Here is a 26271-nt window from a genome sequence, read left to right on the forward strand (position 1 = left end):
AGGCCAGCGTTTTGCCTCGGGCTTCCTTCAGACGACCAGTCACCCGAATCGCCCTTGCCTCTGGCTAACCCTTCCCCTTGCCGGGTGGGTAGAGGACTTTCACCTCCTAGCAGGTGCGCCCTGCCGGGCGCACGTAAAAAAGCCCGGGCGTCGCCGCCCGGGCCTTCCGCTTACACATCGCTTACGCCGTTACTGCACGGCTTTCAGCGCAACACCGGAGTAGGCCGAATAACCCCGGACCTGGATGTAGTACGTAGCTGCGCTCGAGACGCTGATGGTGCAGGTCTCGTTGTTGCCCGTGAGGTACGGACGGCAGGTATACGTCGACGTGGTCGGCGCCGAACCGCGGCGCACGTACAGGTCCGCATCGCCGGTTCCGCCGCTCATGGTGACCGTCAGCGTTCCTGCCGCTGCGGAGACCGTGTAGTTGACGACGGAGTTGCTAGCGCCCGACAGGCCCGTCTTGTTGAGCAACACCGTGCCGCCACCGCCGCCCGAGCAGCTCACGCCAACGGTGGTGAACGCCGAGACGACGTCCGCCGAGCTGAGGCCGAGGTCGTTGGCTGCCGTGGCGACGCCGCAGGAGCCGCTGTTGAACGTGGAGTTGGCCTGCCAGTACAACGCGTTGGCGCGGGCGAACGCCTGGAACGCTTTCTGCGTGTTCCAGCCCGTCTTGTGCGCCAGCAGGTAAAACGCCCGGTTGTAGACACCGGAGGAATAGTGGACATCCAGGCCGTTGTAGTACTGGCTGGCGTTATCGATCGATGCACCGTCCTGCGAAGGCGTCTGCATGTAACGCAGCGCGCCATTGCCCTTGAAGATCTCGGAACCCACGAGCCAGTCGTTGGAACCACGGTCGTAGTACTCGGCGGTTTCACCGGCCATGTCCGAGAACGCCTCGTTCATGCCGCCCGACTGCCCGCTATAGGTGAGGTTCGAGTTCTGCTCGGTGTAGCCGTGGCTGATCTCGTGCGAGGTCACATCCAGGGACACCAGCGGATAGAACGTGCTGGCACCGTCGCCGAACGTCATGGAGCTGCCGTCCCAGAATGCATTCTCGTAACTGGTGCCGTAGTGCACCTTCATGATCAGCACCTGGTTGTTGTCCAACGGCGGTACGTTCATGTACGCCAGGTACATGTCGTGCACCACGCCACCGAAGTGGTGGGCGTCGTTGATCGGGCCATACGCGCCGTTGGCCGGGGAACCGTTGGAGTTCGGACAGGTGAAGCTCCACAGCGTGCCGCTACCCGAGGTCGCATGGTTCATGTTGTACGTGCGCACATAGGTGTTCTGCATGGTGCAGGTGGTGCCCGACTGCGTCACGTTGAGATAGGGAAGCCCGTTGGCGCCCCAGGTGTACTGACCTGTCTTCGGGTTGCCGCCTGGGCCGGTGGCGTTGGCGTAGGCAAGGCCGTCCCACTGCTCGATGATCTGCCCGGTGTTCGCATCGATGATCGCGGTCGGGCGGCTCGGGTGCTCACCGCCCGAGAAGAAGGAGGTGAGGTACACGAGCCGGGCCGGCGCACCTTCTTGCGGGTAAATGTACAGATCGGCCTTGCTGCTCTCGGGCTTCGTCAGCCCGCTCACGAATGAACTGGACTGCTTGACCAGCAGCGCCACTGCCTGGGTCTTGTCGAACCGCGGCGTCACCGAGGCGATATCCACCTGCAAATCGGACGACACGACGCCATCGGCGACCAGCGCATTCCCCTGCGCGTCCTGCTCCACCGCGATGCTCTGGCCGAAAACCGGCACGCCCTTGAAGGTCTGCTGCAAGCGCACCGTGGTCGTACCGCGAACCGTGGCGGCCGAGGTCTTCGCCACGAAGCCGTAATCGGCCGTGAGGCCGAGGCGCGAGGCGAGTTGGGGGGTTGGCGTGGCGCCCAGGTTCTGCGCGCGCAGGGCCTGTTGGGTGGCTGCGCCCGCCGTGGATGCGGCGACGATGGCCAGCGAAGCGGCCAGGAGTTTCAAGCGAACATGACTTGCCATGACGTTCCTCCTCCTGGAATGGGCCGCACGAAGCCATTGCGGCCGTGGGACCACATTCCGAACGATATGAAGTTCGCGCCGTAGCGCGATGCCCGTTGTGACCTCTCGCCCCTACGAAAAGTCTCAGTCAACCTATCGCAAGATCTAGCGGTCGACTACCTAGGGATTTCCCTAGGCCCCGGAAAAACGCGATGCTAGGCACACCAGGACCACATGAACCTGCGAAAGGACAGCGGATGAGCGACCCCTCCGACATCGACTCCGACCTCCGGCGCCTTACGCCTTCCGTGCGTGCCGCGTTCCGATTGACATCGGAACGGCACGTGCTGGACAGGCTGCTCACGGAGATCGATCTGCCGGGCGCGATAACGTGGCAGAAAGGCGAAAGCATCGCATCATCGGAACTGCAACGCCGGACAAACGGCTGGTGTATCGAGCTGCCCTGGCAACGCACCTACATGCTGGACGGTCCGCTCTCGGAATTGCTGGCGGTACTGGTCCCACACCGGGAGGAGCTCGTCGATGCGATCCGCTCGCTCGAACTGGATGCACACGTGGGCTTGCACGTGCGCATGTATGGCCAGGAAGTACCTGACTGCCTTTGTTCGCCGGTCAGCATCAAAGCCGTCGCTGCCTACAACGCATCGCTTGGCGTCGGCATCGTTCCATCCGCGTCGCCCGAAAGCTGAGGTCACGCCACCTCAGAGCATCCCTGTCTCGAGCTTCGCCGCGTCCGACATCATCGAGTGGTTCCACGGCGGATCGAAGACGAGGTCGACGTCGGCTTCCAACACGGTGGGGATGATTTCGAGCTTGGTGCGCACGTCGTCGACGAGGATGTCGCCCATGCCGCAGCCCGGGGCGGTGAGGGTCATCTTGACGTAGACCTTGCGGCCACCCTCGTCGCCGGATTCCAGGCTCACGTCATAGACGAGGCCCAGTTCCACCACGTTGATGGGAATCTCCGGATCGAAGCAGGTGCGCAGTTGCTGCCACACCAGTTTCTCGACGTCGTCGTCGGAGGCATCGTCCTCGAGTTCGATCGGCTTCGGCGGCTCCTTGCCCAGCGCGTCGGCGTCGTTGCCCGCGATGCGGAACAGGTTGCCTTCCACGTACACGGTGAAACTGCCACCGAGGGCCTGAGTTATGTAACCGATCTGCCCGGCCGGAAGCGTCACCGTCTCGCCCTGCGGGACCATGACCGCCGGGCAGTCGCGTTCCAGGGTGAAAGGCTCGCTGCTGAGGCTGAAACCGCTCATTGCTGTCCTGTGGAGGCCGGGGCGCGGCCGCAAAGTTGCCAATTATGCGCTTGCGCCCGGGGTGGGGTAAGCATCTACGGGTCTTACGTCGGGGCTGCGGCCTGCGGGCTCAAGAGCGCGAAACTGTCACGGCGGCTATCATGCCCGCTTTGCCCGCCTCCCTGAACTGATGCCCGATCCGAGCCAACCTCCCCAGACCGCGCGTTTCCGGCTCCTCGGCCTCCTCTTCGGTGTGCTCTGTGCCGCGATGTTCGGCTTGGCCGTGGGCGCGGTCTGGATGCTGCCGTCGATGATGTTCGGCCGCGCCCTTCCGGCCCTGGTGCTGCCGGCGGGCTGGGTACTTGGCATGGTCGTGCGCCGCTGGCTGCACTTCCAGGGCATCGCGGGCGCTGTTCTGGCAGCCGGCGCCACCCTGCTGGCCGCGGTCTATACCGCCTGCCTCGTGGCCGCCGCGGTGATTTCCGGCATGATGGGCATCGGGCTGGCCCAGGCAATAGCCGATGCGGGACCCGCCATGCTCCTCGCGTTGGCGCGCCTGGCTCAGGGACCGGGCGACGTGGCGCTCGCCCTGAGCGGCGCAGCCCTCGCCGCGATGATGGCGTGGCCGTTGCGGACCCGCGGCGGTCGCCCTAACTGACTTCATAACCTATAAATATCAATGCCCGGAAGATATTGCGTCGAACGGGCAGTCAACCGGCGGTCGCCGACCGCGTTTACCGGGAGTGAACCAGGTCGTATGGAGCACGAGGATGCCGAGACCAACGATGCGGAGAAGGCGGTGAACGCCTCGCTCACGCTCGATAGCGCATCGCTCGAGGGAGTGCGCGAGGTGCCGGCGAACATGGACGCCTTCCTTGCGGCCATCGAACGGCGGGCCTGGCGCATGGCCGAGATCCACCTGGGCAACCGCGAGGATGCGCTGGACGCCGTGCAGGACGCCATGATGAGGCTTGTTCAGCACTATGGGGACAAGCCGGCCGGCGAATGGACGCCGCTGTTCTGGGGCATCCTGCGCCGGCGCATCGTCGATCTGCAGCGTCGCCGCAAGGTACGCTCGATCGTGGTGGGATGGCTGGGCGGCGGCAGGGACGACGACGGCGACGAGCTCCCGCAGTGGGAGCCTGCCGACGACAGTCCCGACCCCGCGGCGCGGTTGCAGGATTCGCAGGCCTACGCGGACATCGTCGCGGCCCTGCGCAACCTGCCCCGCCGCCAGCGTGAGGCATTCATGCTTCGCGTCATGGAAGGCTTGGACGTCGCCGAGACGGCAGCGGCCATGGGTTGCTCCGACGGCAGTGTGAAGACCCATCTTTCGCGCGCGATGCACGCGTTGCGCGACCAACTGGAGGCATGGCGATGAGCCAGCACGATCGGGAACTCGAACGTCGCGCCAGGGACCTGTACCTGCGCGCCAGCCGGGACGTGGGTCCGGCCACCGCCGGCCGCCTGCGTGCCGCGCGGCGCGCGGCGCTGGCCCCTCCGCACCATTCCACGGCGCGACGCCTGCTCCTGCCCGCCGGTGCCTTCGCAGTGCTGGCCCTGGCCACGCTGACGGTCTGGCAGCCGGGCGGCGGTCCGCCGGCGCCCACGGTGGTGGCGCAGCCGGGCGACAACGACCCGAACGACCTGCCGCCGGATGCCGACAGCGCCGATCCGGCGCTCTACAAGGACCTCCAGTTCTATAGCTGGCTGGCCTACAACGACACTCCGTCCTCTTCCCGCAAGTGACCGCCATGCGCCGCGCTCCGCTCGTCCTCGCCCTGTTACTCGCCCTGACGGCACCATTTGCCGCACCGGCGCAGGACCGTCCGCTCCCGCCTCCGGGCCAGCAGAAGGCTCCGATGCCCGCGCCGCGCCCCTGGAAAGCGCTGACGGCCGACGAAAAGGACATCCTGGCCCCACTGGCGCACGACTGGGACACGTTCCCCCCGGAACGCCAGTCGAAGATGCTCGACAAGGCGCAGCGCTGGCGAGGCCTGCCGCCCGAACGCCGCGCGGAAATCCGCGAGCGCATCGAGCGCTGGCAGCACATGACGCCCGAGGAACGCGCCGAGGCGCGCCGGAACCGGCAGAAGTTCCAGGATCTGTCGCAGGCGCAGCGGGACAAGCTGCACGACGCCTTCGAGCGCTTCCGCACGCTTCCGCCGGCCCAGCGCCAGGCGCTGATGGACAAGTGGGAAAGCCAGTCGCCCGAGCAGAGGCGCGAGGCCGTCGACCATCTTGGCCCGAACGACGCGCTGCCCCCGCCAGCGGACGACCACCGTCCGCCCCCGAGCCATCCGTAGGAGCGCGCCTGCGCGCGACATGTTTTGGGGCCGTGAGCCACAGGTCCTGCTGCTCTCCGCGAAAAACTGTCGCGCGCAGGCGCGCACCTACGCAAAGCCGGGTCCGGTAAACTGGGCGGATGACCGATCTCGCCTTCCTCGATGCACGCCGCTCGGTGCCTTCGCGCCAACTCGGCGAGCCAGCGCCCGATGACGCCACGCTCCGCCGCCTGATCGAGGCGGCGCTGCGCGTGCCCGACCACGGCAAACTGGTTCCCTTCCGCATCCGCATCCTTCGCGGCGAGGCGAAGCTTGCCTTCGGTCGCAAGCTGGCGAAGATCGCGGAGGAAGCAAACCCCGATCTTTCCGAGGCCAAGCGCGAGAAGGAGCGGCATCGCTACGACCACGCGCCGCTGGTGCTCGTCGTCTCCGCGAAGATCGACGATGAGAGCAAGGTGCCCGAGATCGAGCAGACACTCGCCGCCGGCTGCGTCGCCTACAACCTGCTGCTCGGCGCGCAGGCGCTCGGTTACGGCGCGCAGTGGCTCACCGGATGGGCGGCCTACGATCGCGACGTGGCGAAGCTGCTCGGCATGAAGAAGAGCGAACACGTCGTCGGCTTCATCCACGTCGGCACGCCCGCGATGGAGGCGCCCGAGCGCGATCGTCCGTCGTACGACGACGTCGCCAGCGTGTGGGAACCGTGAGCGGCGATTCGCTCGTCCACCTGGTCGACGGCAGCCTTTACGTGTTCCGCGCCTGGCACTCGATGCCGGACGAGTTCCACGACCATGACGGCGAGCCGGTCAACGCGGTGCACGGCTTCACGCGCTTCCTCTGCGAGTTGCTTGAGTGCAGCCGTGCGGAACACATCGCGGTGGCATTCGACGCCTCGCTCACCACCTCGTTCCGCAACGCGATCTATCCCGCGTACAAGGCCAACCGCGACCTCCCGCCGCCGCAGCTGGTGCGACAGTTCGCGTTGTGTCGCGAGATCGCGGCCGCGCTCGGTCTCACCGTGCTCAACGATCACCAGTACGAAGCCGACGACCTGATCGGCAGCGCGTTGTGGGGACTGCGTTCGCACGGCTTCCGCGGCGTGATCGTATCGGCGGACAAGGACTTCGGACAGCTGCTCGGCGAATTCGACGAGCAGTGGGACTTTGCAAAGAACGTACGCTGGGGCGCGGCCGGCGTGTTCGACCGCATGGGCGTGCATCCGCACCAGGTGGCCGACTATCTCGCCCTGTGCGGCGACGCCGTGGACAATATCCCGGGCGTACCAGGTATCGGGGCGAAGACAGCTGCGGCGCTGCTCTCGCATTTCGGCAGCCTCGACGCCGTCCTCGAACGCGTCGACGAGGTTCCGTACCTGCGTATCCGCGGTGCCGCCGCCTGTGCCGCGCGCCTGCGCGAGCATGCGGAACAGGCCCTGCTCTGCCGCCGCCTGACGCGCATCGCGCTGGACATCGCCGTGGCCGAGACAGCCGATGCGCTCAGCCGTCGCGCTGGCGACGCCGCATCCGTTGACGAGCTCTGCGAGAGGATCCGCTTCGGACCACTGACCCGCACGCGCCTGAAAGCCCTGATCTGACCCATCGCACCCTGTAGGAGTCGCACATGCATAATCGCCCGCTGCCGCACGCCTCGCCCATCCCCGACGACGCTTCCGCGCCCGAGGAGACGCTGTACACGGGCAAGTGGCTGACGATGAAGAAGCGCGGCCGCTGGGAATACGCCGTGCGCAACAACCCCGGCGGCGCGGTGATCATCCTGGCGGTCACGCCGGAGGACAAGGTGGTGTTCGTCGAGCAGTACCGTGTATCCATCCGGGCCAACACCATCGAGATGCCGGCGGGGCTCGTCGGCGACATCACCGGCTCCGAAGACGAGGACGTGCTGCTGGCGGCGCGGCGAGAACTCGAAGAGGAAACCGGTTACGCCTGCGGCCGCATCGAGTTCGTGCATGAAGGCCCGTCGTCGGCGGGGATGAGCACGGAGCTGATCGCGTTCGCCCGCGCCTGGGATCTCGTGAAAGTCGGCGATGGTGGTGGCGACGAGACCGAAAACATCGTGGTGCACGAAGTTCCGCGCGCGGAAGCCGGCCGCTGGCTGTTCGAGCGCGCCAAGGAAGGTTTCTCGATCGACGCGAAGCTTTTCGCTGGATTGTGGTTCATCGAGCATCCCGACGCGCACATGCGCTGACCCGGCGTCTTTCGCCACCTGTCAATCTTGCCCTGTCCCGCGCCCACGGGTAGCCTTCCCAATGGCCTAACCAGGCGCCGTCCATGTCCGTCCGCTTCGCCCACCTCCACCTGCACAGCGAATATTCGCTGGTCGACTCGACCATCCGCATCAAGCAGCTGGTCGCTGCCTGCGTGCGCATGGGGTTACCTGCCGTCGCACTGACGGACGAGAACAACCTGTTCGGCCTGGTGAAGTTCTACAAGCAGTGCACGGCGGCGGGCATCAAGCCCATCGCGGGCTGCGACATCTGGGTGTCCAGCCCCGACGATCCGCGCCCCTGGCGGCTCACCCTGCTCTGCCAGGACCGCGACGGCTACCTGAACCTCTCGCGCCTCGTCTCGCGCGCCTGGCGCGAAGGCCAGGGCAGCGGCCGCGCGCTGGTTGAGGCGACCTGGATGCATCCGGAGAGCGTGCGCGGCCTGATCGCCATCGCCGGCCGCGAGAGCGAGCTGGGGCGAGTCGCGCTCGGCGCGGGCCTGCCGGCCGCCGGCCAGCGCCTCGAAGCGCTGCGGCGGCTGTTCCCCGACCGTCTCTACCTCGAGCTCACCCGCACGGGCCGTGAGAACGAGGAGAACTGGGTGCGCGCCGCCATGGCCCTGGCTGGCGAATACGCCCTGCCGGTCATCGCCAGCAACGACGTGCGCTTCCTCGAACGTGAAGGCTTCGAAGCCCATGAGGCGCGCACCTGTATCAACCAGGGCCGCGTCCTCGCCGATCCCAAGCGCCCGCGCGACTACAGCGAGGAGCAGTACTTCAAGTCGCCGGAGGACATGGAGGCGCTGTTCGCCGACATTCCCGAAGCGCTGGAGAACACGATTGAGCTGGCCCGGCGCTGCAACCTCGAGCTTTCCTTCGGCACGTACTACCTGCCGAACTTCCCGGTACCCGAAGGCCATACGCTCGACACCTTCATCCGCGAACAGGCGCAGAAGGGCCTCGACGAGCGGCTGGCCACGCACCCGCTCGCGCCCGGCAAGACGTTGGACGATTACCAGGCCCGGCTCGACCGCGAGGTCGACGTCATCATCGGCATGGGTTTTCCTGGCTACTTCCTGATCGTTGCCGACTTCATCAACTGGGGTAAGCAGAATGGCATCCCGGTAGGTCCAGGCCGCGGTTCGGGCGCCGGCTCGCTGGTGGCCTGGGTGCTGAAGATCACCGACCTGGACCCGCTCCAGTTCGAACTGCTGTTCGAGCGATTCCTGAATCCTGAACGCGTGTCGATGCCCGACTTCGACATCGACTTCTGCATGGACCGCCGCGACGAGGTCATCGACTACGTCGCGCGCAAATACGGCCGCGACCACGTCAGCCAGATCATCACTTACGGTTCGATGGCAGCGAAAGCCGTGCTGCGCGATTCCGGCCGCGTGCTCGGCATGGGCTATGGCCAGGTCGACCGCCTTGCGAAGCTCATTCCCAACCGTCCACTCGACCTCACGCTGTCCGACGCGCTCGGCCGCTCCGAGAAGTCGAAGAAAGAGTCGGATCGCATCGTCAAGGATTTCTGCGACATCTATGCGACCGAGGAAGAGCCGCGCACGCTCATCGACCTTGCCCTGAGTCTCGAAGGCCTCACGCGCAACGCCGGCAAGCACGCGGGCGGCGTCGTGATCGCGCCCACGCCGCTGACCGACTTCGCGCCGCTGTACTGCGAACCGAGCGGCGAAGGCGTCGTCACCCAGTACGACAAGGACGACGTGGAAGCCGTGGGCCTCGTGAAGTTCGACTTCCTCGGCCTGCGCACGCTCACGATCATCGACTGGGCGGTGAAGGCGATCAACAAGCGGCGCGAACGTGAAGGCGTCGAACCGTTGGTGATCGAGTCGCTGCCACTGGACGATCCCAAGGTCTACGACCTGCTGAAGAAAGCGCAGACGGTCGCCGTCTTCCAGCTCGAGTCGCGCGGCATGCAGGGCATGCTCAAGGATGCCCAGGCCGACCGCTTCGAGGACATCATCGCCCTCGTCGCCCTGTATCGCCCGGGTCCCATGGACCTCATCCCCAGTTTCTGCGCGCGCAAGCACGGCAAGGAAGCGGTGGAATATCCCGATCCGCGCGTCGAGCCCATCCTGAAAGAGACCTACGGCATCATGGTCTACCAGGAGCAGGTGATGCAGATGGCGCAGATCGTCGGCGGCTACACGCTTGGCGGCGCCGACCTGCTGCGCCGAGCGATGGGCAAGAAGAAGCCCGAGGAGATGATCAAGCACCGCGCAACGTTCCGCGAGGGTGCCGCGAAGGATGGGATCGACGGCGACAAGGCCGACGCGATCTTCGACCTCATGGAGAAGTTCGCGGGCTACGGCTTCAACAAGTCGCATGCCGCTGCATACGCGCTGGTCTCATACCAGACTGCCTGGCTGAAGGCGCACTACCCCGCCGAGTTCATGGCCGCGACGATCTCGTCGGACATGGACAACACCGAGAAGGCGGTAACCTTCCTCGACGAAACCCGCGCCATCGGCATCAAGGTGCTGCCCCCGGACGTGAACGCCTCCGAGTGGATGTTCGAAGCGGTGGAACCGAAAGTGGTGCGCTACGGCCTTGGCGCCATCAAGGGCGTGGGCCAAGGCATCTGCGAAGAGATCGTGGCCGAGCGCAAGGCGCGCGGCCCGTACCGTGGCCTGGTGGATTTCTGCCAGCGCGTCGGTTCGAACAAGCTCAACAAGCGCACGATGGAAGCGTTGGTGCAATCCGGTGCGCTGGATGCGCTGGGCGAGAACCGCGCCACGCTGCTCATGCACATTCCCGAGGCGATGCGCGCGGCCGACCAGGAAGCGAAAAACCGTGCCTCGGGACAGGTGGACATCTTCGGCAGCGCGTTCGGTGCGGCCGAGGCGCCCAGCATCATCGAACTGTCGGGCTCGGTACCCGAGTGGCCACTCGAACAAGTGTTGCAGGGTGAGCACGACACCCTTGGCCATTATCTGTCGGGCCACCCCACCGATCCATGGAAGGCCGAACTCAGCCAGCTGTCCAGTTGCCCCATCGGCGAGATACCGCAGCGCTACCAGCCGCCGAAGCCGCGGCGCGGCGACGACGACGAAAACGCCAGTCGCTTCCGCCGCGGCCCGGAAACGCCCTGGACTGTCGCCGGCATGGTGGTCGGCATGCGCAAGCGTGGCGATAGCGACGCCTTCGTGCAGATCGAGGATGCTACCGGCCTGTTGGAAACCAGTTTCTTCCGCGAAGTGTTCACCGATGCCGCCCCACTGCTTACGCGCGGCAACCTGATCGTGGTGGAGGGCGGCCTGCGCATCGACGATTTCGCCGGCGGCTACCAGTTGCGTGCGCGCAAGGCCTATGCCCTGTCCGACGCGATGGAGCACTTCGGCAAGCTGCTCACGGTAAAGCTCAACGGCGTGGGTCCCGATTTCCCGCAACACCTGCGCCAGGCCTTGATGGGCTACCGCGGCGGCCGCACGCCGCTGCTGCTTGCGGGCTACCGGAACGACACGGGCCAGGCCAGCTTCGAACTCGGCGACGCCTGGCGCGTGCGCGCCCTGCCCGACCTGCTACGCACGCTGCGCAATCTGCCGGGCGTACTCGGCACCGAACTTCGCATGGTGCGCCCTTCCGACTGAGAACCGCACACGCCCCCGGCTACGTCTCATTAACCTCAAGCCGTTTCAGTCACTTAGGCCACGTCCGGGCATCCATACCCGGACGCACACCACCCAGCCCGCCACTCGGTATAATCAGCGGTCCTGCCCGGATCCCGCGACTTCATGAATCCCAACTTCCTCGATTTCGAACAACCCATCGCCGAACTGGAAGCCAAGATCGAAGAACTGCGCCATGCCAGCAGCGGTCAGGCGTTCAACATCGACGAGGAAGTCGCTCGTCTGCGCGAAAAGCTGAAGATCAAGACGGCGGAGATCTTCCGCAATCTCACCCCGTGGCAAATCAGCCAGGTGTCGCGCCATCCGGCGCGCCCGTACACACTGGATTACATCCAGGGCATGTCCGAGGAATTCCATGAGCTGAAGGGCGATCGCATGTTCGCGGACGACCAGGCCATCGTGGGCGGCCTCGCGCGCATCAACGGCCGTTCGATCATGATTGTCGGCCACCAGAAGGGCCGCGACACCAAGACCAAGGTCAAGCGCAACTTCGGCATGCCCCGTCCGGAGGGCTACCGCAAGGCGCTGCGCCTGTTCAAGCTGGCCGAGCGGTTCGCCATTCCCGTCTTCACCTTCATCGACACCGCGGGCGCGTGGCCCGGCATCAATGCCGAAGAACGCGGCCAGTCCGAGGCCATCGCGCGCAACCTGCTCGAGATGGCCGAACTGCGCGTGCCGATCATCTGCACGGTCACGGGCGAAGGCGGTTCCGGCGGCGCGCTCGCCATCGGCGTCGGCGACCGCACACTGATGCTGCAGTACTCCACTTATTCGGTGATCACGCCGGAAGGCTGTGCGTCCATCCTCTGGAAGAGCGCCGACAAGGCGAGGGACGCCGCCGAGGTGATGGGCCTCACCGCGCCGCGCCTGCTCGAGAACGGTTTGATCGACAAGATCGTCCGTGAACCGCTGGGCGGTGCACACCGCGCCCCGCAGTCCATGGCGACCCGCCTGAAGGCGGTTCTGCTCAACCAGCTCGACGAACTCGAGGCCATGCCGATCGAGGAACTGCTGGAGAAGCGTTATCAGCGCCTGCGAGGCTACGGCGCCTTCATCGAGGGCTGAGCCATGGCGATCACGGGTCTTGCGCATGTGAACATTCGCGCTTCGGAAGCCATGATCGAGCGCGTGCGTCGCTTCCCTTGCGCGGCTCGATGCCCACGGCGTGAGCTACGAGGTCGAGCACATACCCATCTCGGGTGAGGTCCAGGTGCTCACGAGGGACCCGGCAGGCATCGCGATCGAACTGAATTTCGCCGGCTGATAATTCGTAGCCGGGCCGCAGTACCATGCGGGAACTGCCGCATCCGGAGCGCTCCATGGCCAACGACGTCGCCGCCAAGCTCGCTGTACTGATCGACGCCGACAATGCGCGCCCGGCCATCGTCGACGGGCTGCTTGCCGAGGTCGCGAAGTTCGGCACGGCGCACGTGAAGCGCATCTACGGCGACTGGACGGGTCCGAACCTCAACGGGTGGAAGTCGGCCCTGCTGGACCATTCCATCCAGCCGATCCAGCAGTTCGCCTACACGACGGGCAAGAACGCCACCGACTCGGCGATGATCATCGATGCGATGGACCTTCTCTACGCCGACCGGTTCGACGGCTTCTGTATCGTCTCCAGCGACAGCGACTTCACCCGGCTTGCCTCGCGCATCCGCGAAGCGGGCCTGATCGTCTACGGGTTCGGCGAACGCAAGACGCCGCTTCCCTTTGTTTCGGCCTGCGACAAGTTCATCTATACCGATCGCCTCGTCGGCACCGTAGAGAGCGAGCCGGAAGAGCCCAAGGTGAAGCGAACCCCGAGTGAACTGCGCGGCGATGCGAAGCTCATGAACCTGCTGCGCAACGCTATCGACGCCTCCTCCGATGAGAACGGATGGGCTGCGTTGAGCACGGTCGGCGGCATCGTCAACAAGCGCTCGCCCGACTTCGATTCGCGCGATTACGGCTTTTCGAAGTTCAGCGGCCTCATCAACGCCATCGGCTTGTTCGACATCGAGGACCGCCAGATCGGCAACGGCAAGCACCCGTTCGTGCGTAACAAGCCGCGGAGCAAATGAGCTCGAGCCTCACCGCCCACCTCGACCGCGCCCTGGACGATGCAGGTGAGGCGGCGCTTGTCGTGGCCTACAGCGGCGGCCCTGATTCCACTGCCCTGCTGCACGCCTTGGCGACACGCTCCCCGCGACCGGCGCTCCGCGCGCTGCACGTGGACCACGGCCTGCATGCGGAGAGCGGCGTCTGGGCCCTGCACTGCCGACGCTTCTGCGAATCGCTGGAAGTGCCGTTCGAAGCCATTCGCGTCACGGTCGACCTCACTCGCGGAGAGGGTGTCGAAGCGGCCGCGCGACGCGCTCGCCGTGCGGCTTTCGCCGCCGTGCTGAAGCCGGGCGAGCGCATAGTGCTGGCGCACCACCGCGACGATCAGGTCGAGACGGTACTGCTCAAGCTGCTGCGCGGCGCCGGGCCGGAGGGACTTGCCGGGATGCGTGCATGTCGCCCGCTGGGCGCAGGGCTGATGTGGCGTCCCCTGCTCGGCCTGCCGCGCATCGCCCTTCTCGACCACATCGCCGAATTCGACCTGGATACCGTGCACGACCCGTCGAACGACGACCCGCGCATCGCTCGCGTTTACCTGCGCGGTACCGTCGTTCCGGCGTTGGCCTCGCAGTGGCCGCAGGCCGCGGTGAGCATCGCGCACAGCGCCCGCCTGTGCGGCGAGGCCGCGGACAGCCTGCGCGAGGGATGGATGGATGCGCTTGTCCAGCTCCGCGACGAGCGCGGCACGCTGGATGCGGCGGGCTGGCTGGCACTTCCTCCCGCATGGCGCGCACCGCTGCTGGACCACTGGCTGCATGCGGCGGGGCTTTCCGCACCGACCACGGCGCAACGCGAAACGCTCGAGCGTCAGGTTCGCGAAGCCTCGGCGGAACGCCTGCCACTGGTGGGCTGGGCCGATACCGAAGTACGGGTCTGGCGTGGCCGGATGTGGGCCCTGCGTCGCCGCCCCAGCCTCGACGAGGGCTGGTCGGCCCCCTGGCGAGGCGAGCGGCTCGACCTGCCGGGCGGTGGAACGCTGTCGCTTACAGCCGGGCGTTTGGACTCCCCCCTGACCGTACGCTACCGCCAGGGCGGCGAATCCCTGCGCCCGCACGGCGACCGCCATACCCGCGAGCTGCGCGACCTGTTCCAGCAAGACGCCGTGCCCCCATGGGAACGTCCGCGCATCCCCCTCATGGAAGTCGGCGGCCGCCTGATCGCCGTCGCCGACAAGTGGCTGAACGACGAAGGGAAAGCACTGTTCGACGCGGCCGGCGGACGACCGGTGTGGCATCGCGACGATTGATTGAAACGGCCGTGTGAGCTAGTTTTGCGGCCATGCCGAAGTCCCCAGTTACCCCCGCGTCCGCGCCGTCGATCGCCGAATTCGAGCACTCGCTGGACGAGCTCGAACAGCTGGTGACGCGTATGGAAGGCGGAGAGCTCAGCCTCGATGAGTCGCTGAAGTCGTTCGAACGAGGTATCGGCCTTTACCGTCATTGCCAGACGGCACTGGAGCAGGCGGAATTGCGCGTGCGCCTGCTGCTCGACCCCGAAGCCCCCGATACCGCCGAACCCTTTGACTCCCGCATCGACTGACCTGCCAGCGCCGCTCAAGGCGCTGGTCGGCCGGGCGGACGGCGCGCTTGCACGCGTCCTTCCCGGCGAAGATCTGCCACCCACGGACCTGCATCGCGCCATGCGCTATGCCGTGCTCGGCGGCGGCAAACGCCTGCGTCCGCTGTTCGTCTACGCAGCAGGGCATGCCCTCGGCTGCGACGGACCGGTACTCGACGCACCGGCCTGCGCGGTGGAAATCATCCACGCCTATTCCCTGGTGCACGACGACCTGCCCGCGATGGACGACGACGCCCTGCGTCGCGGCAGGCCGACCTGTCACATCGTGTTCGGCGAGGCCATGGCGATCCTCGCCGGCGACGCCTTGCAGGCGCTGGCCTTCGAGATCCTGGCCACGGCGCCAGGCGAAGACGATGCGCAGCAGCGACTCGCCATGCTGCGCGCCCTGGGCGCGGCCTGCGGCGCCGAGGGCATGGCCGGCGGGCAGGCCTTCGACCTCGCCGGCGTGGGCCGGAAGCTCTCGCTGGACGAGCTGGAACGGATGCACGCCTATAAGACGGGCGCCCTCATCCGCGCTTCAGTGCGCCTTGGTGCGCTCGCCGCCGGCTGCAGCGACGGCGGCATGCTCGACCGGCTGGACCGCTATGCGCATGCCGTCGGCCTCGCCTTCCAGGTGCGCGACGACATCCTCGACGTCGAAGGCGAGTCCGCCGTGATCGGCAAGACCGCCGGCAAGGACGCAGCCGCCGACAAACCTACGTTCCCGTCCATCCTTGGCCTGGACGCCTCGCGCGCCCGTCTGGCGACCCTGGTGAACGAAGCCCTGGAAGCCGTCGCGCCGCTCGGCGAGCGCGGCGGGTGGCTCGCCGAACTCGCGCGGTACTCCGCGCGGCGCGGTCATTAAAGAAAGAAAAGGCCCGCTTGGCGGGCCTTTTCGTCAAAGCAGGAACCGACCGCCTCAGGCAATCAGCCGCAACGCGAACGGATAGCGATAGCTTCCATTCGAGCTGACCTTCACCGCGGCGACGATGCAGAAAATCAGGTTGAACAGCCACAGCAGCGGCGTGAGGAACGCGCCGATGATGACGAAGGCAAGAACCCAGCAGATCACGTAGCCGATGAGGACGGTGATCTGGAAATTCAGGGCTTCCTTCGCCTCGGTGACGAGGTAGGTCTTGTCGGCGCGGTCCTTGTGAACCAGCCAGACGATGAGCGGCACGATGATGCTGAAGATGATCCCCGAGAGATGGGTCAGCATCGCGATGTTCTTGTCGTCGGTGTTGGTCACGACGGGCCCGGTGGGCTCGTAGGGCGGCGGGGACGGCGGAGGCGACGGCGGGATCTGGTCGGACGGCGTGCTCATGGTAGAACTCCGTGGACGATGTCGATGCCCACTCTCCGTTCCGCCCGGGTCCCTGTCAAGCCGACGTTTGGCAGGGGGTTACTCGCCGGCGATCGTCATCTTCTCGACCAGCCAGGAGCCGGTGAGGATATGCGAGCGATGGTCGATGTCCGCGCCCACGGCGACCAGGTTTGCGTACATGTCGCGCAGGTTCGCCGCGATGGTGATTTCCTCCACCGGATACGCGATCTGGCCGTTCTCCACCCAAAAGCCCGAGGCGCCGCGCGAATAGTCGCCGGTGACGATCGACACGCCCTGCCCCATGACTTCGGTGACCAGCAGGCCCGTGCCGAGCTTGCGCAGCATGCCGTCGAAGTCGTCGTCGCCGGTCTTGACGTAGAGATTGTGCACGCCGCCGGCGTTACCGGTGGAAGACAGGCCCAGCTTGCGCGCGGAGTAGCTGCCGAGGATGTAACGCTGGAGGACGCCGTCGACCACCAGCGGCGCATCCATCGTGACCACGCCTTCCGCATCGAATACGGACGAACCAAGACCGCGCGGCACCAGCGGCTTCTCGTCGATGCGGAACCATGGCGGCAGGATCTGCTTGCCTGCATGGTCGACGAGGAAGCTGGAACGTCGATACAGCGAACCGCCACTCACGGCACCCAGCAGGTGGCCGAGGAGTGAGCGCGCCACTTCCGGTGCGAACAGCACCGGCGCGTGGCGTGTGCCGAGGCGGCGCGAACCCAGGCGAGAGAGCGTGCGCTCCGCGGCCTTGCGGCCGATCTCCGCGGCGTCCATGAAGTCGCCGGCGCGACGGGCGCTGTCGTACCAGTAATCGCGCTGCATGCCCTCGTCGTCGCCAGCGATCAGCGCCACCGACAGCGAATGCCGCGTGCCGCGCTCGCGGCCCAGGAAGCCATGGGAATTCGCATACACCGAGAGGCTCTGGCCCGCGTTGACGCTCGACCCGTCGGAATTCGTGATACCGGCGACGGCACGGCCGCCGTCCTCGATGTCCCGGCCCAGCGCGATGGCGGTGTCCACGTCCAGGTCCCAGGGGTGCCAGAGGTCCAGATCGGGGAAGTCCCTCGCCATGCGCTCCGCGTCGGCCAGGCCGGAAGCAGGGTCTTCCTCAGTGAAGCGCGCGATAGCGCAGGCCTGCTCGATGGTGGCCTGGATGGAATCAGGGTTGAGGTCGGCGGTGCTGGCCGAGCCCTTGCGCTGGCCGAAATACACGGTGAGGGCGAAGCCGCGGTCGCGGGTGTGCTCCACCGTCTCGACCTCGCCCAGACGCACGTTCACATTCAGGCCCACGTCGATGCTGGCCGACACCTCCGCCTGGCTGGCTCCCGCGGCGCGGGCGCGCCGGATCGTGTCCTCGGCCAGTTCGGCGAGGCGATCGAGGTCCTGGTGGCTGGTGTCGGGGGTCGCAACTTGGCTCACGTGGGCGTCCTGGGGTCTGGGCGGTTAGAATATCCGGCCGTACGCGGCCAATCCCCATCAGATGGGGCCGCGTGGCCCGATCAAAAGCAAGGGCACTGCGCATAGTGCCATGGAAGCCCGAATGACAGTCCCTATCGGCTATTACCGCCACTTCAAGGGCATGCCTTATCGCGTGCTTGGCAGCGCCCTGCACAGCGAAACCATGGAGGAACTGGTCATCTACCAGGATCTCTACGACCAGCGCCGCCTGTGGGTGCGCCCCGCGAGCATGTTCGCCGAATCCGTGGAGCGCGACGGCAAGACCGTTCCCCGCTTCGCGTTCGAACGCGAGGCCGACGATTTCCAATCCATCACGGATACCACGCCATGAAGCCCTCCGACGACCGCCTGCCCGACGCGAACGAAGAGGAAGATTTCGGGCCCAGCCGAACCGAGAAGCGCCGCAACGCGCTCGACATCCTCAAACTCGCGGGGCAGCTCATGGAGTTGCCGCCCAGCCGCATTCCCAAGCTGAACCTGCCCGAGGACATCGTCGACGAGATCGGCCGCACGCGGAAGATCACGGCGCACATCGCGCGCAAGCGCCAGCTGGCTTTCCTGGCGAAGCAGATGCGCAGGCACGGTGACGAAGCCTTCGCCGACGCGCGCGCCGAACTGGGCGAGGACCGCGATCGCCAGCGCCAGGAAGCGGCGCACATGCACCGCATCGAGGCGGCACGCGAGAAACTGCTGGAAGGCGGCGACGACGCCCTAGGCGAACTTTTCGACCGTCATCCCGATCTGGACCGCCAGCACCTGCGCTCGCTGGTACGCCAGGCGAAAGCCGAGCGCGAGGGGAGCAAGCCGCCACATGCGTTCCGCGAGATTTACCGGATCCTGAAAGAGCTCGACGCCTCGGCGTCGTAGGAGCGCGCCCTGCGCGCGACAGCTTTTCGCGCCGGTCCCCGGGCCGGCGCGCCAGCTCCGGGTCATGGCCTCAAAACATGTCGCGCGCAGGGCGCGCTCCTACAGGAATCGCGCGCTTCTGGCGGAGAAAGAACAGGAATCGCGCGCTCCTGCCGGAGAAAGAAAAAGGGCGGTGGATTACTCCACCGCCCTTTCTTTTTTACCGTGTTACCGGCTTACCAGCCGATCCCGAGTTCGAGATGTTCCGGCTGGGTCTCGATCAAGGTCGAGCTCTGGTCGGAAACATCGTCGTACGCGAAACCGTACGCCTTGCCATTCACGCCGTGCAGGTGCCAGAAGCGTGAGTAGTAGTTCGTCGGCGACTGCAGGTAGAACGAGCCCGGATCCTTCCAGAGCGTCGTGTCTTCCACCACGTGGCGGTTGAACGCCGCGCAGATCTGCGCCTCGAGCTGGCCTTCCACGCCCCACGGGTCGTTCGACCGAGCCAGGGCGCCCTTGCCTTCGAGCACGTCCTGCGTGCTGGGCTTGTCCACCTTGAACAGCATGCCTTCCGGCTCGTCCTGTTCATGGGTATCGGCCCAGTTGGCGTGGGTGAAGGTCAGCACACCATCGATCACGGTGCCTTCGAACTGCTTGTTGCCGATGGTCATCTCCAGCACGTGGTTCTGGTAGTACGCCCACGACTGGTCGATGTAATCGTCGAAGTAATGCTCCTGCGGCTTGCCGGCGTCGAACGCGGCCTTGCCCGGTGCCAGGATCCGGATCGGATCGGCCTCGGCGAGCTGGAACTCGGCCGGAACCTCCTGGTTGTACTGGGCGAAGATCTGCGCACGCGTCTGCGTGATGCCCGACGACTCGTGCCTGGTCTTCTCACCACCATACACATCGAGCGACAGCGGGATCGAGAACTGGTCCACCTGCGTCGTGTTGATGAAGATGGCGTTGTCGTTCCAGGTGAACTCATACCAGTCGTAGGCGACCCCAATGTTCGGGTCGGTGGCATTGAGCGGGTTGGGACCCGCGAAACCGATCGCACCGTCGGCGGCCTTCAGGATCTTGATGTACATCGGTTCGCCGACCGACACGAAGATCCGGCCCGAATCCAGCTTCGGCAGCTTGAGCAGCTTGGCCTGCGCGAGCGTGAAGAAGTAGTTCGGGTAGTTCTGGCCGTTCTTGGTCAGGTGACCCTGGCCATCGTTATCCGCTTCCGATGCGGCGGTCACCGTGCCGTCCGGCTTGACCCACGAGAACACCTGCGTCTTGGGATCCCGGCCGATGACGGCGACGAAGACCTGGTCGTCGCGCCACTTGCCGTTGGTCGTATTACGCAGCTGCGTACCGATGAAGCCCGGATACGTCGTGTAGTCGAAGCCCTGGGCGGGATCGTTCGCCTGCGGATTCTCCGGCGGCGTCGTGCCGTCGCTGGCATCCGCCGCATACACGCCCATCTCCCACAGCGAGTAGCCGTAAGGGCTGGAGCGCTTGATGCCGCTCATCCGCACGTACTGTGCCGAGATCGCCGGGAAGGTGACGGTTTCCACCCCGCCCTGGCTGTTCTCGTTGTCGTACGCAAGGTTCCAGGTCTTGCCATCGGTGGACACTTCGATGCGGTAGGCGAGCGCATGCGCGTTCTCCCACGACAACATCACCTTGCCGACCGTCTTCACCGAACCGAGGTCGACCTGGATCCACTCGTCGTCCGTGAAGCCCGAGGACCAGCGCGTACCGGCGTCGCCGTCGTTCGCGTTTTCCGGCTTGAATGCCACCGGATTCTCGCTGTCGGAAACGAGCACCGTGCGGTGCAGGGCCAGGTTACCCGTTGCGGGCACGGTCTGGTCCGGCTGCGGCGGCACCTGCGGCAGCGACGCCGCGGGCTTGTCGGTGACTGGCTGCTGCTGCGTCTGGGAGACCGTCGCCGCGTACACCTCGAACTCGAACATCGAGTTGCCGTAACCGGTGTTCCGCTTCGTGCTGTTCATGCGCACATACCGCGAGGTCTGTGCCGGGAAGGTCTGCGTATCCACGCCGCCCTTGCCCGCGACGGGGCCCTTCACGGTGTTCCAGTGCGTACCGTCATCCGACGTGTCGATGGTGTACTCGGCCGACGAGGCGTTTTCCCAACGCATGATCACGTGGTCGAAGGTTTTCGGCGTGCCGAAATCCACGACCAGGTCGGCCGGATCGATGCCCGTGGCCGAGGCCCAGCGGGTGTCGAAGTTGCCGTCGATGGCGGCGGACGGGCTGAGGTCGCCCCGTTCGCTGTCCACGGACGACGATGCGGTGGCACCGACGGCGATGTTCACGCCACCCTTGCCGTCACCCGGCGTACCCGGGCTGGGCGGATTGTCGCTTCCGTTATCGCCGCCATTGTCGCCGCCACCCGGCTGCTGTACCGGCACCGTGCCGAAGACGGGTTCGAAGCCGTCGTTGGAGTTGTCGACTGCCAGCATGACGTCGCCGCTGGTCGTCGAAAGGCCTTGGGCGCTGACTACCTTCACGCGCAGGCGCGCACCGTTGTTCGCCGCCACCAGGGCCGGCGTGGCATAGGTGCTGTCCGCGGTGCTGGACAGGAACGACTCCACATCGGCGTTGTCCGTGTCCTTGGTCACGTCATACCAGTCGTAACTGAGCGGACCCACGCCCGTCGCCGTCACGGTGAAGTGCGCGGAACGGCCGACGCCGGCCTTCTGGCTGGCGGGCTGGCCGGTGATCACCGGCGCGATCGCCTTCGTGCCCTTCACGCACAGCACGTGGCCCGGGTTGTTCTCCGCGACCTCGCGGCTCTTCACGCCGAGCGAGTTCACCTGGAAGGCGAACTGGTTATCGGTCGGATCCTGGCCTTCGGTCCAGGTCGTCCATGCCCCCGGGAACGCCGCCGTCGAATAGTTCTGGCCGCTGATGGCCAGGGCTTCGTCGACGGTCGGAAGGCGCATGCCATCCTTCCCGCATTCGGCGATCGCCTTCGACTGGGTGAACTGCGCGCCCTGGTCGGTGAAGCCACGCTGGGTACGATCCCATTGCAGGCCGCTCAGGGTGTCGGTGACCAGCGTCGAACCGGACACGGTGGTGTAGCGATCCGTCACCGCGCAGCAGCCGGCCGAGTTGTACACCTCGAACTCATACAGCGAATAGCCGTATTCGGTCGCACGCTTGATGCCTTGCATGCGCACGTAACGGCCCGTCACCGGGTGGTCGAAGGTGAAATCCTCGGTACCGCCATTGCTGGTGTCGGCGTGATACGCGTCCTGGAATCCCGAGTCGGGGCTGTCCGAGTACTGGATCTTGTACTCGGCGGCATGGGCGTTCTCCCACTTCAGCACGACGCGGTTGAAGGTGCGCGACGAACCGAGGTCCACCGTGATAAACGCCATGTCGTCGCCGACCTTCGATCCCCAACGGGTGGTTTCGTCACCGTCCACGGCCTGCCACGCGGCAGTGCCCTGCGGGTTCTCCACCTGCGAGGACAGCGTGCCCTTCTGCCGGGCAAGGTTGGCGCCCGGGGGAGCCAGCGCGAGCCTGGCGGTGGCCGTCACGGCCAGCGCATCGCCGGTGATGTTCGTCACCGTGACACTGTACGGACCGGCATCGGCCGGCTGCACCGAGGGGATGGTGAACGTGGGCTGGTCGTCGCCGACCGCCTGGTCACCGTGCGACCACTTGTAGTGGAACGGCGAGGTGCCGGCCACCAGCGTCGACACATCGAACGTCGCCGGCTGGCCGGGGTTCGCGCGAACGTCGGCCAACGCACCGGTGAAGACGGGCTGACGCGCCGCATTCACCGTGAGCTGCACCTCGTTCGAGAGCTTCTGGCTGCCGGAATTGCTGATGAATACCGAGTATTTCCCGCCGCTGTCGGCCTGGGTCAGCATGGGCGTGTCGTAGGTCGGACCCGTGGCGTTCGGAATGGCCGCGCCGTTCTTCATCCACTTGTACTGCACCTTCGGCGAACCGGAGGCGACCACGGCGAAATGTGCCGTCTGGCCTTCGTCGACGTTCTGCTCGACGGGCTGGGCCGAGATCGCGATTTCCTTGAACGGGAAGACGTGCAGCACACCCGGGTTCGACTCCCGGTCGGGACCATCGCCATGGACGACCGCGCTGTATTTCGCACCGTCGTCGCCGAGGCTGGTAGCCGGCGTGGTGTAGCTCGCACCGGTGGCACCCGGGATTTCGACGCCGTTCTTCTTCCACGTGAAGCTGAGCGGCGGTGCGCCGGACGCGGTCACCGAGAAGTGGCCGGCGTCGCCGACGGTGACGCTGTCGTCGTTCGGATCCGCGACGACCGACGGCGGACCGGAAGGCGTGGGCGCCTGCGGCACGGCCGAGATCGTGAACGAGGTATGTCCCGTGAGCAGACCCGGAGCAGACGCGCTCACCGTCACCGTGCCGGTCGTGAACTTCGTGCGCAGCGCAATCTTCTGCAGACCGCCCTCGAACTGAAGCTCGTGCGAGCCCGGCGAATGGTAATAGTGATGCGGTTCCGCGATGCCGCCGTTCTGGTCCGGCGTTTCGCCGTCGCTGTAATCGACATACTGCTGCGTGCCGCCGTTGAAGCTGACCAGCGAGGCGCCGCTGTCGACTTCGAAGTCAACCTTCTGCTTGGCGTCCGGTACGAGCACGCCATTGGCGTCGACGACCCTGGCCACGATGAAGGCGGCATCCGAGCCGTTCGCTGCGATCTGGAAACGCGTGCCGTCCGGCTTGACGATCGGATCGGCCGTGTTCAACACCTCGAGTTCGATGTGGTGCGCGGGACCGGCCGTGGCCAGTGTGTCGTCCACGTCCTTGCCGTTGGCATCGGTACGCACGTTGCCCAGGTTGTCGAGGCACTGCGCCACCGCCTTTCCCGACTGCCACATCACGTTCCAATGGACCTGGCCCGGCAGCTTCGTGGTCTTCTGCGCGTTGTCGGCGCCCACGATCTTGCCGGTCAGCTCGTCCGTGGGGCCGTTCTCGAGGTTGTAGGACGCCTCGTCGATCGTGTCCCAGGGATTCGGTACCTGGTCGGTACCCTGCTGCACGCCGTTGACCAGCAGGCGCACCTTCGGGCAGTTGCTGAACGCGTTCACCTGGATGTCGCCGGCGCTGCCGCCGCGATTCCAGGTATTCGCCAGCTTCACTACGGGACGCAGGTCGTAAGGCACCCACACTGATTCGTAGATGTAGGCCAGCATGCGCGGGAAGCGGTTCGCATCGGTCATCGAGGCGTTGTTGCCACGGGCGTTGTGACGGAAGCCCTTGATCGGCGTGCCGTCCGGGTGCGTCGCGATGCTGCCGTCCGCATTGCGCTGGTACGTCCAGTGCGTCGCGTCTTCCAGGCCGTCCACCAATTCGATGGTTTCACCCGGGGTGTCCGCGAAGTACCACTGCGCCATGCCGAAGGTACCGACTTTCCGGGCCTGCGAGTACGGAACGAGGTAGTTGAGCGCGAAGGCCAACTCGTAGTCATACGCTTCGCGCGTCCCGCCCGGACCCCAGTATTCCGCGCCCCAGGCGGGCTTGTTCGGATACTCGGTGGAGTGCAGGTAGGTTTCGCAACCGGCTTTGGAGCAACTCAGGATGTCGCCGTTGGCGGCATTTGGCGTGCGATCGGCTGCCGCGCGGGGAGCGATGCTGTCCCAGCTGCGGGCCATGGCACGCAGTTCCTGCGCGAAAGCGGTATTCATCGCACCGTTATCGTGCTCCCAGGCCAGGATGGACGGGTGGCTGCGGTCGCGGATCACGATGTCGCGATGGACTTCACGCTTGATCGTCCACATGTCCGCGCAAGCCTGGTCGCCTGCCGTACAGGCATTCGCGAAGCCGTTCTCGCCGTCGCCGCTGGGCTGCACGATGAACACGCCAAGCGCGTCGGCCGCCTCCACGAATTCCGGGCTGGAGGGCGAGTGTCCCGGCCGCCACAGGTTGCCGCCGTAGGAGGCCATCTGCTTCAGGTCGCGCCACTGCTGTTCCTCGGGCACGGACGAACCCAGACCGGGGTAGTCGTAGCGGCCCGAACCGCCCCACATGTACTGTTTCTTGCCGTTGACGTACGGGAAGTCCTTATCCCAGGTGATCGTGCGGATGCCGAGCGTGCTCTCCTTCGCGTCCACCACGCTGCCGTCGATGTCGACGGTATGGATCACCTTGTACAGGTACGGCTTGCCGTCCAGGCTGTTGTTCGGATACCAGAGCGTCGGGTTGTTCACCGTCAACGTCTCGTCGAACACGGGAGCCTGGTCCTCCGGAATCACGTGCGGCGCGAGCGTGCCCGTGCGCTGGTCGCTGGCGACGACGGTGCCGTCGGCGGCCACGACCTGCGTGGTCAGCCGCACCGTCTGCGGCGCATCCGTCTCGTTGACCACGTTGGTCTGGACACGGACCGTTGCCTTCGTGTGATCGGCGCTGATCGACTGCGTACCGACGTAAGTACCCCACGTGTTCTGGCCGGCGTACACGTTCTCCGGGATATGCACGAGGTTGGTCACGTGCAGCTTCACCGGACGGAAGATGCCCGACTCGGCCTGGCCGAAGCGGAACGAGCCCGAGAAACCCGGATCCTCGAAGAACCCGCCACCACCGCGGCTCACCTTCACGGCAAGCACGTCGGTGCCGTCGAATTTCAGGTATGGGGTGAGATCCACGATGTGCGGCAGGAAGCCGATCACGTGGGTGGCCTGGGCGTCCGGCTGGCCGGGTTGATTAAGCACGCCGGTGCCGGGAATGAAGGTGCCGTTGACGTATACGCGGTCGCCCGTGTGCGCGCCTTCGAACTCCACCATCACCTTCTTGCCGCGGTATGACGCGGAATCGGCAAGCTTCGTGCGATACCAACTGGTCTCGCCGTCGAGGCTACCCTGACCACCACCGGACTCCTGGTTGATGAAGGTGGTGAAGTCGTTGGCCGCATGCGGCAGGCCGACGGTGAGCCAGCCGCTGTCGTTGAAATTGACAGCCGCGCCTTCATCGCCGTTGGGCATCGACGCGTAGATCACCGGGTCGTTTGGATTGACGATGGACTGCTTGGTGTATTTCCACGGTTGCGCGCCAAGATTGATGTCCTGGCGATCCGACTGCGGGACCGAGGCGGCCTGGGCCGTCGCGGTCACGCCGAGGAACGCGAGGGCGAGCAGGCTGGATAGCCTGGCCAACCTGGGCGTACTCCGTGGTGATGCGGGATGTCGCTTCATTGGATTTGGGTCCCCTGTCTGGGCCACGTTGTGAGACGGCACGGATTCCCAGCGCGCACGAACGCGCAGCCGGCGCATGAAGCGCCGGCTTTCCGTCGTTACGCGATGAGTGGACTGTTCACCCTGGTGCCGGTCTTTGCGAGCCCCTGCAGGCCTTCCGGGTTTAGCCGTCCATACGCCGTCGCTGCGGATCATCCGCCTGCGGGATGACACTCACAATACCAATCAGGGTGCCTGACCCGGAAATTTTCACGGCACGTTCGCGTTCCGTGATGTGCGTCCGGTTTGACGTGGAACAGACGCGAATGGATAGGTTTTGACAAGACGCCCAAGGGCGAGGAAAGCGCTACTACGATGCTGCAGTTTAAACGCGCATTCCACGTCACCCGTCAAAAT

21 protein-coding genes are annotated in these 26271 nt (G+C 65.8%); 16 read left to right on the forward strand and 5 right to left on the reverse strand.

Going from position 1 to position 26271, the window contains the following annotated elements; translation table 11 throughout:
* Positions 1 to 189: 189 nt before the first annotated feature.
* Positions 190 to 1992 (reverse strand): M4 family metallopeptidase, encoded by a 1803-nt coding sequence (locus VGM71_RS04650; protein ID WP_331542652.1) that lies wholly within the window; start codon positions 1990 to 1992, stop codon positions 190 to 192.
* Positions 1993 to 2228: 236 nt separating this feature from the next.
* Between VGM71_RS04650 and VGM71_RS04655 the strand changes: the two genes are divergently transcribed.
* The gene (locus VGM71_RS04655) at positions 2229 to 2681 is read left to right on the forward strand and encodes a DUF4279 domain-containing protein (RefSeq protein WP_331542653.1); all 453 of its coding nucleotides are present in this window, start codon (positions 2229 to 2231) and stop codon (positions 2679 to 2681) included.
* A 12-nt stretch (positions 2682 to 2693) separates the two neighbouring features.
* Here VGM71_RS04655 and sufT read toward each other — a convergent pair whose 3' ends face one another.
* Positions 2694 to 3251 carry a putative Fe-S cluster assembly protein SufT gene (sufT, locus tag VGM71_RS04660; RefSeq protein WP_331542654.1) on the reverse strand — a complete coding sequence of 186 codons (558 nt, stop codon included), beginning with the start codon at positions 3249 to 3251 and terminating at the stop codon, positions 2694 to 2696.
* 169 nt (positions 3252 to 3420) lie between these two features.
* Between sufT and VGM71_RS04665 the strand changes: the two genes are divergently transcribed.
* From VGM71_RS04665 to ispA, 13 genes are all read left to right on the forward strand, one after another.
* Entirely contained in the window at positions 3421 to 3888 is a 468-nt protein-coding gene (locus VGM71_RS04665) for a hypothetical protein (RefSeq protein ID WP_331542655.1), read from the forward strand.
* Positions 3889 to 3987: 99 nt separating this feature from the next.
* On the forward strand, positions 3988 to 4611 hold the full coding sequence (locus VGM71_RS04670) for an RNA polymerase sigma factor (protein WP_331542656.1): 624 nt from the start codon (positions 3988 to 3990) through the stop codon (positions 4609 to 4611).
* Complete coding sequence (locus tag VGM71_RS04675; RefSeq protein WP_331542657.1) at positions 4608 to 4979, forward strand: hypothetical protein; 372 nt, start codon at positions 4608 to 4610, stop codon at positions 4977 to 4979. The genes VGM71_RS04670 and VGM71_RS04675 overlap by 4 nt, the downstream gene beginning before the upstream one ends.
* Before the next feature lie 5 nt (positions 4980 to 4984).
* Positions 4985 to 5536: a DUF3106 domain-containing protein gene (locus VGM71_RS04680; protein WP_331542658.1), complete on the forward strand. Its 552-nt coding sequence runs from the start codon at positions 4985 to 4987 to the stop codon at positions 5534 to 5536.
* Positions 5537 to 5655: 119 nt separating this feature from the next.
* On the forward strand, positions 5656 to 6222 hold the full coding sequence (locus VGM71_RS04685) for a nitroreductase (RefSeq protein ID WP_331542659.1): 567 nt from the start codon (positions 5656 to 5658) through the stop codon (positions 6220 to 6222).
* Complete coding sequence (locus VGM71_RS04690; RefSeq protein WP_331542660.1) at positions 6219 to 7109, forward strand: 5'-3' exonuclease; 891 nt, start codon at positions 6219 to 6221, stop codon at positions 7107 to 7109. Before VGM71_RS04685 ends, VGM71_RS04690 begins: the two co-directional genes overlap by 4 nt.
* A 26-nt stretch (positions 7110 to 7135) precedes the next feature.
* Positions 7136 to 7720 (forward strand): NUDIX hydrolase, encoded by a 585-nt coding sequence (locus tag VGM71_RS04695; RefSeq protein WP_331542661.1) that lies wholly within the window; start codon positions 7136 to 7138, stop codon positions 7718 to 7720.
* Between the two features lie 83 nt (positions 7721 to 7803).
* A complete protein-coding gene (gene dnaE, locus VGM71_RS04700) occupies positions 7804 to 11349 on the forward strand; it encodes a DNA polymerase III subunit alpha (RefSeq protein ID WP_331542662.1) in 3546 nt (1181 codons plus the stop codon).
* A gap of 144 nt (positions 11350 to 11493) precedes the next feature.
* Positions 11494 to 12453, forward strand: coding sequence for an acetyl-CoA carboxylase carboxyltransferase subunit alpha (locus VGM71_RS04705; protein WP_331542663.1), 960 nt, complete (start codon positions 11494 to 11496; stop codon positions 12451 to 12453).
* 254 nt (positions 12454 to 12707) lie between these two features.
* On the forward strand, positions 12708 to 13451 hold the full coding sequence (locus VGM71_RS04710) for an NYN domain-containing protein (RefSeq protein WP_331542664.1): 744 nt from the start codon (positions 12708 to 12710) through the stop codon (positions 13449 to 13451).
* The gene (gene tilS / locus VGM71_RS04715) at positions 13448 to 14737 is read left to right on the forward strand and encodes a tRNA lysidine(34) synthetase TilS (protein WP_331542665.1); all 1290 of its coding nucleotides are present in this window, start codon (positions 13448 to 13450) and stop codon (positions 14735 to 14737) included. Before VGM71_RS04710 ends, tilS begins: the two co-directional genes overlap by 4 nt.
* A 32-nt stretch (positions 14738 to 14769) precedes the next feature.
* Entirely contained in the window at positions 14770 to 15030 is a 261-nt protein-coding gene (locus VGM71_RS04720; RefSeq protein ID WP_331542666.1) for an exodeoxyribonuclease VII small subunit, read from the forward strand.
* The gene (gene ispA, locus VGM71_RS04725; protein WP_331542667.1) at positions 15011 to 15913 is read left to right on the forward strand and encodes a (2E,6E)-farnesyl diphosphate synthase; all 903 of its coding nucleotides are present in this window, start codon (positions 15011 to 15013) and stop codon (positions 15911 to 15913) included. The genes VGM71_RS04720 and ispA overlap by 20 nt, the downstream gene beginning before the upstream one ends.
* Positions 15914 to 15967: 54 nt before the next feature.
* Here the strand turns inward: ispA and VGM71_RS04730 are convergent, their stop codons facing one another.
* Both VGM71_RS04730 and pmbA read right to left on the reverse strand, forming a co-directional pair.
* On the reverse strand, positions 15968 to 16372 hold the full coding sequence (locus VGM71_RS04730) for a DUF4870 domain-containing protein (RefSeq protein WP_331542668.1): 405 nt from the start codon (positions 16370 to 16372) through the stop codon (positions 15968 to 15970).
* A 78-nt stretch (positions 16373 to 16450) separates the two neighbouring features.
* Complete coding sequence (pmbA, locus tag VGM71_RS04735; RefSeq protein WP_331542669.1) at positions 16451 to 17800, reverse strand: metalloprotease PmbA; 1350 nt, start codon at positions 17798 to 17800, stop codon at positions 16451 to 16453.
* Positions 17801 to 17921: 121 nt separating this feature from the next.
* On the opposite strand from pmbA, the gene VGM71_RS04740 reads away from it, so the two are divergent.
* Positions 17922 to 18170, forward strand: a complete 249-nt coding sequence (locus tag VGM71_RS04740; RefSeq protein ID WP_331542670.1) for a DUF1653 domain-containing protein — start codon at positions 17922 to 17924, stop codon at positions 18168 to 18170.
* On the forward strand, positions 18167 to 18706 hold the full coding sequence (yjgA, locus tag VGM71_RS04745; protein WP_331542671.1) for a ribosome biogenesis factor YjgA: 540 nt from the start codon (positions 18167 to 18169) through the stop codon (positions 18704 to 18706). The genes VGM71_RS04740 and yjgA overlap by 4 nt, the downstream gene beginning before the upstream one ends.
* A 215-nt stretch (positions 18707 to 18921) precedes the next feature.
* On the opposite strand, the gene VGM71_RS04750 is transcribed toward yjgA, so the two are convergent.
* Positions 18922 to 25836 (reverse strand): beta-1,3-glucanase family protein, encoded by a 6915-nt coding sequence (locus tag VGM71_RS04750; protein WP_331542672.1) that lies wholly within the window; start codon positions 25834 to 25836, stop codon positions 18922 to 18924.
* Between the last annotated feature and the right edge of the window lie 435 nt (positions 25837 to 26271).

Origin of the sequence: Luteibacter sp., assembly GCF_036499525.1 — a bacterium.
Lineage (GTDB): Bacteria > Pseudomonadota > Gammaproteobacteria > Xanthomonadales > Rhodanobacteraceae > Luteibacter.

Coding starts and splice junctions, on each gene's coding strand:
- VGM71_RS04650 (WP_331542652.1), bottom strand. CDS start 1,992: ATGGCAAGTCATGTTCGCTTGAAACTCCTGGCCGCTTCGCTGGCCATC.
- VGM71_RS04655 (WP_331542653.1), top strand. CDS start 2,229: ATGAGCGACCCCTCCGACATCGACTCCGACCTCCGGCGCCTTACGCCT.
- sufT (WP_331542654.1), bottom strand. CDS start 3,251: ATGAGCGGTTTCAGCCTCAGCAGCGAGCCTTTCACCCTGGAACGCGAC.
- VGM71_RS04665 (WP_331542655.1), top strand. CDS start 3,421: ATGCCCGATCCGAGCCAACCTCCCCAGACCGCGCGTTTCCGGCTCCTC.
- VGM71_RS04670 (WP_331542656.1), top strand. CDS start 3,988: ATGGAGCACGAGGATGCCGAGACCAACGATGCGGAGAAGGCGGTGAAC.
- VGM71_RS04675 (WP_331542657.1), top strand. CDS start 4,608: ATGAGCCAGCACGATCGGGAACTCGAACGTCGCGCCAGGGACCTGTAC.
- VGM71_RS04680 (WP_331542658.1), top strand. CDS start 4,985: ATGCGCCGCGCTCCGCTCGTCCTCGCCCTGTTACTCGCCCTGACGGCA.
- VGM71_RS04685 (WP_331542659.1), top strand. CDS start 5,656: ATGACCGATCTCGCCTTCCTCGATGCACGCCGCTCGGTGCCTTCGCGC.
- VGM71_RS04695 (WP_331542661.1), top strand. CDS start 7,136: ATGCATAATCGCCCGCTGCCGCACGCCTCGCCCATCCCCGACGACGCT.
- dnaE (WP_331542662.1), top strand. CDS start 7,804: ATGTCCGTCCGCTTCGCCCACCTCCACCTGCACAGCGAATATTCGCTG.
- VGM71_RS04705 (WP_331542663.1), top strand. CDS start 11,494: ATGAATCCCAACTTCCTCGATTTCGAACAACCCATCGCCGAACTGGAA.
- VGM71_RS04710 (WP_331542664.1), top strand. CDS start 12,708: ATGGCCAACGACGTCGCCGCCAAGCTCGCTGTACTGATCGACGCCGAC.
- tilS (WP_331542665.1), top strand. CDS start 13,448: ATGAGCTCGAGCCTCACCGCCCACCTCGACCGCGCCCTGGACGATGCA.
- VGM71_RS04720 (WP_331542666.1), top strand. CDS start 14,770: ATGCCGAAGTCCCCAGTTACCCCCGCGTCCGCGCCGTCGATCGCCGAA.
- VGM71_RS04730 (WP_331542668.1), bottom strand. CDS start 16,372: ATGAGCACGCCGTCCGACCAGATCCCGCCGTCGCCTCCGCCGTCCCCG.
- VGM71_RS04740 (WP_331542670.1), top strand. CDS start 17,922: ATGACAGTCCCTATCGGCTATTACCGCCACTTCAAGGGCATGCCTTAT.
- yjgA (WP_331542671.1), top strand. CDS start 18,167: ATGAAGCCCTCCGACGACCGCCTGCCCGACGCGAACGAAGAGGAAGAT.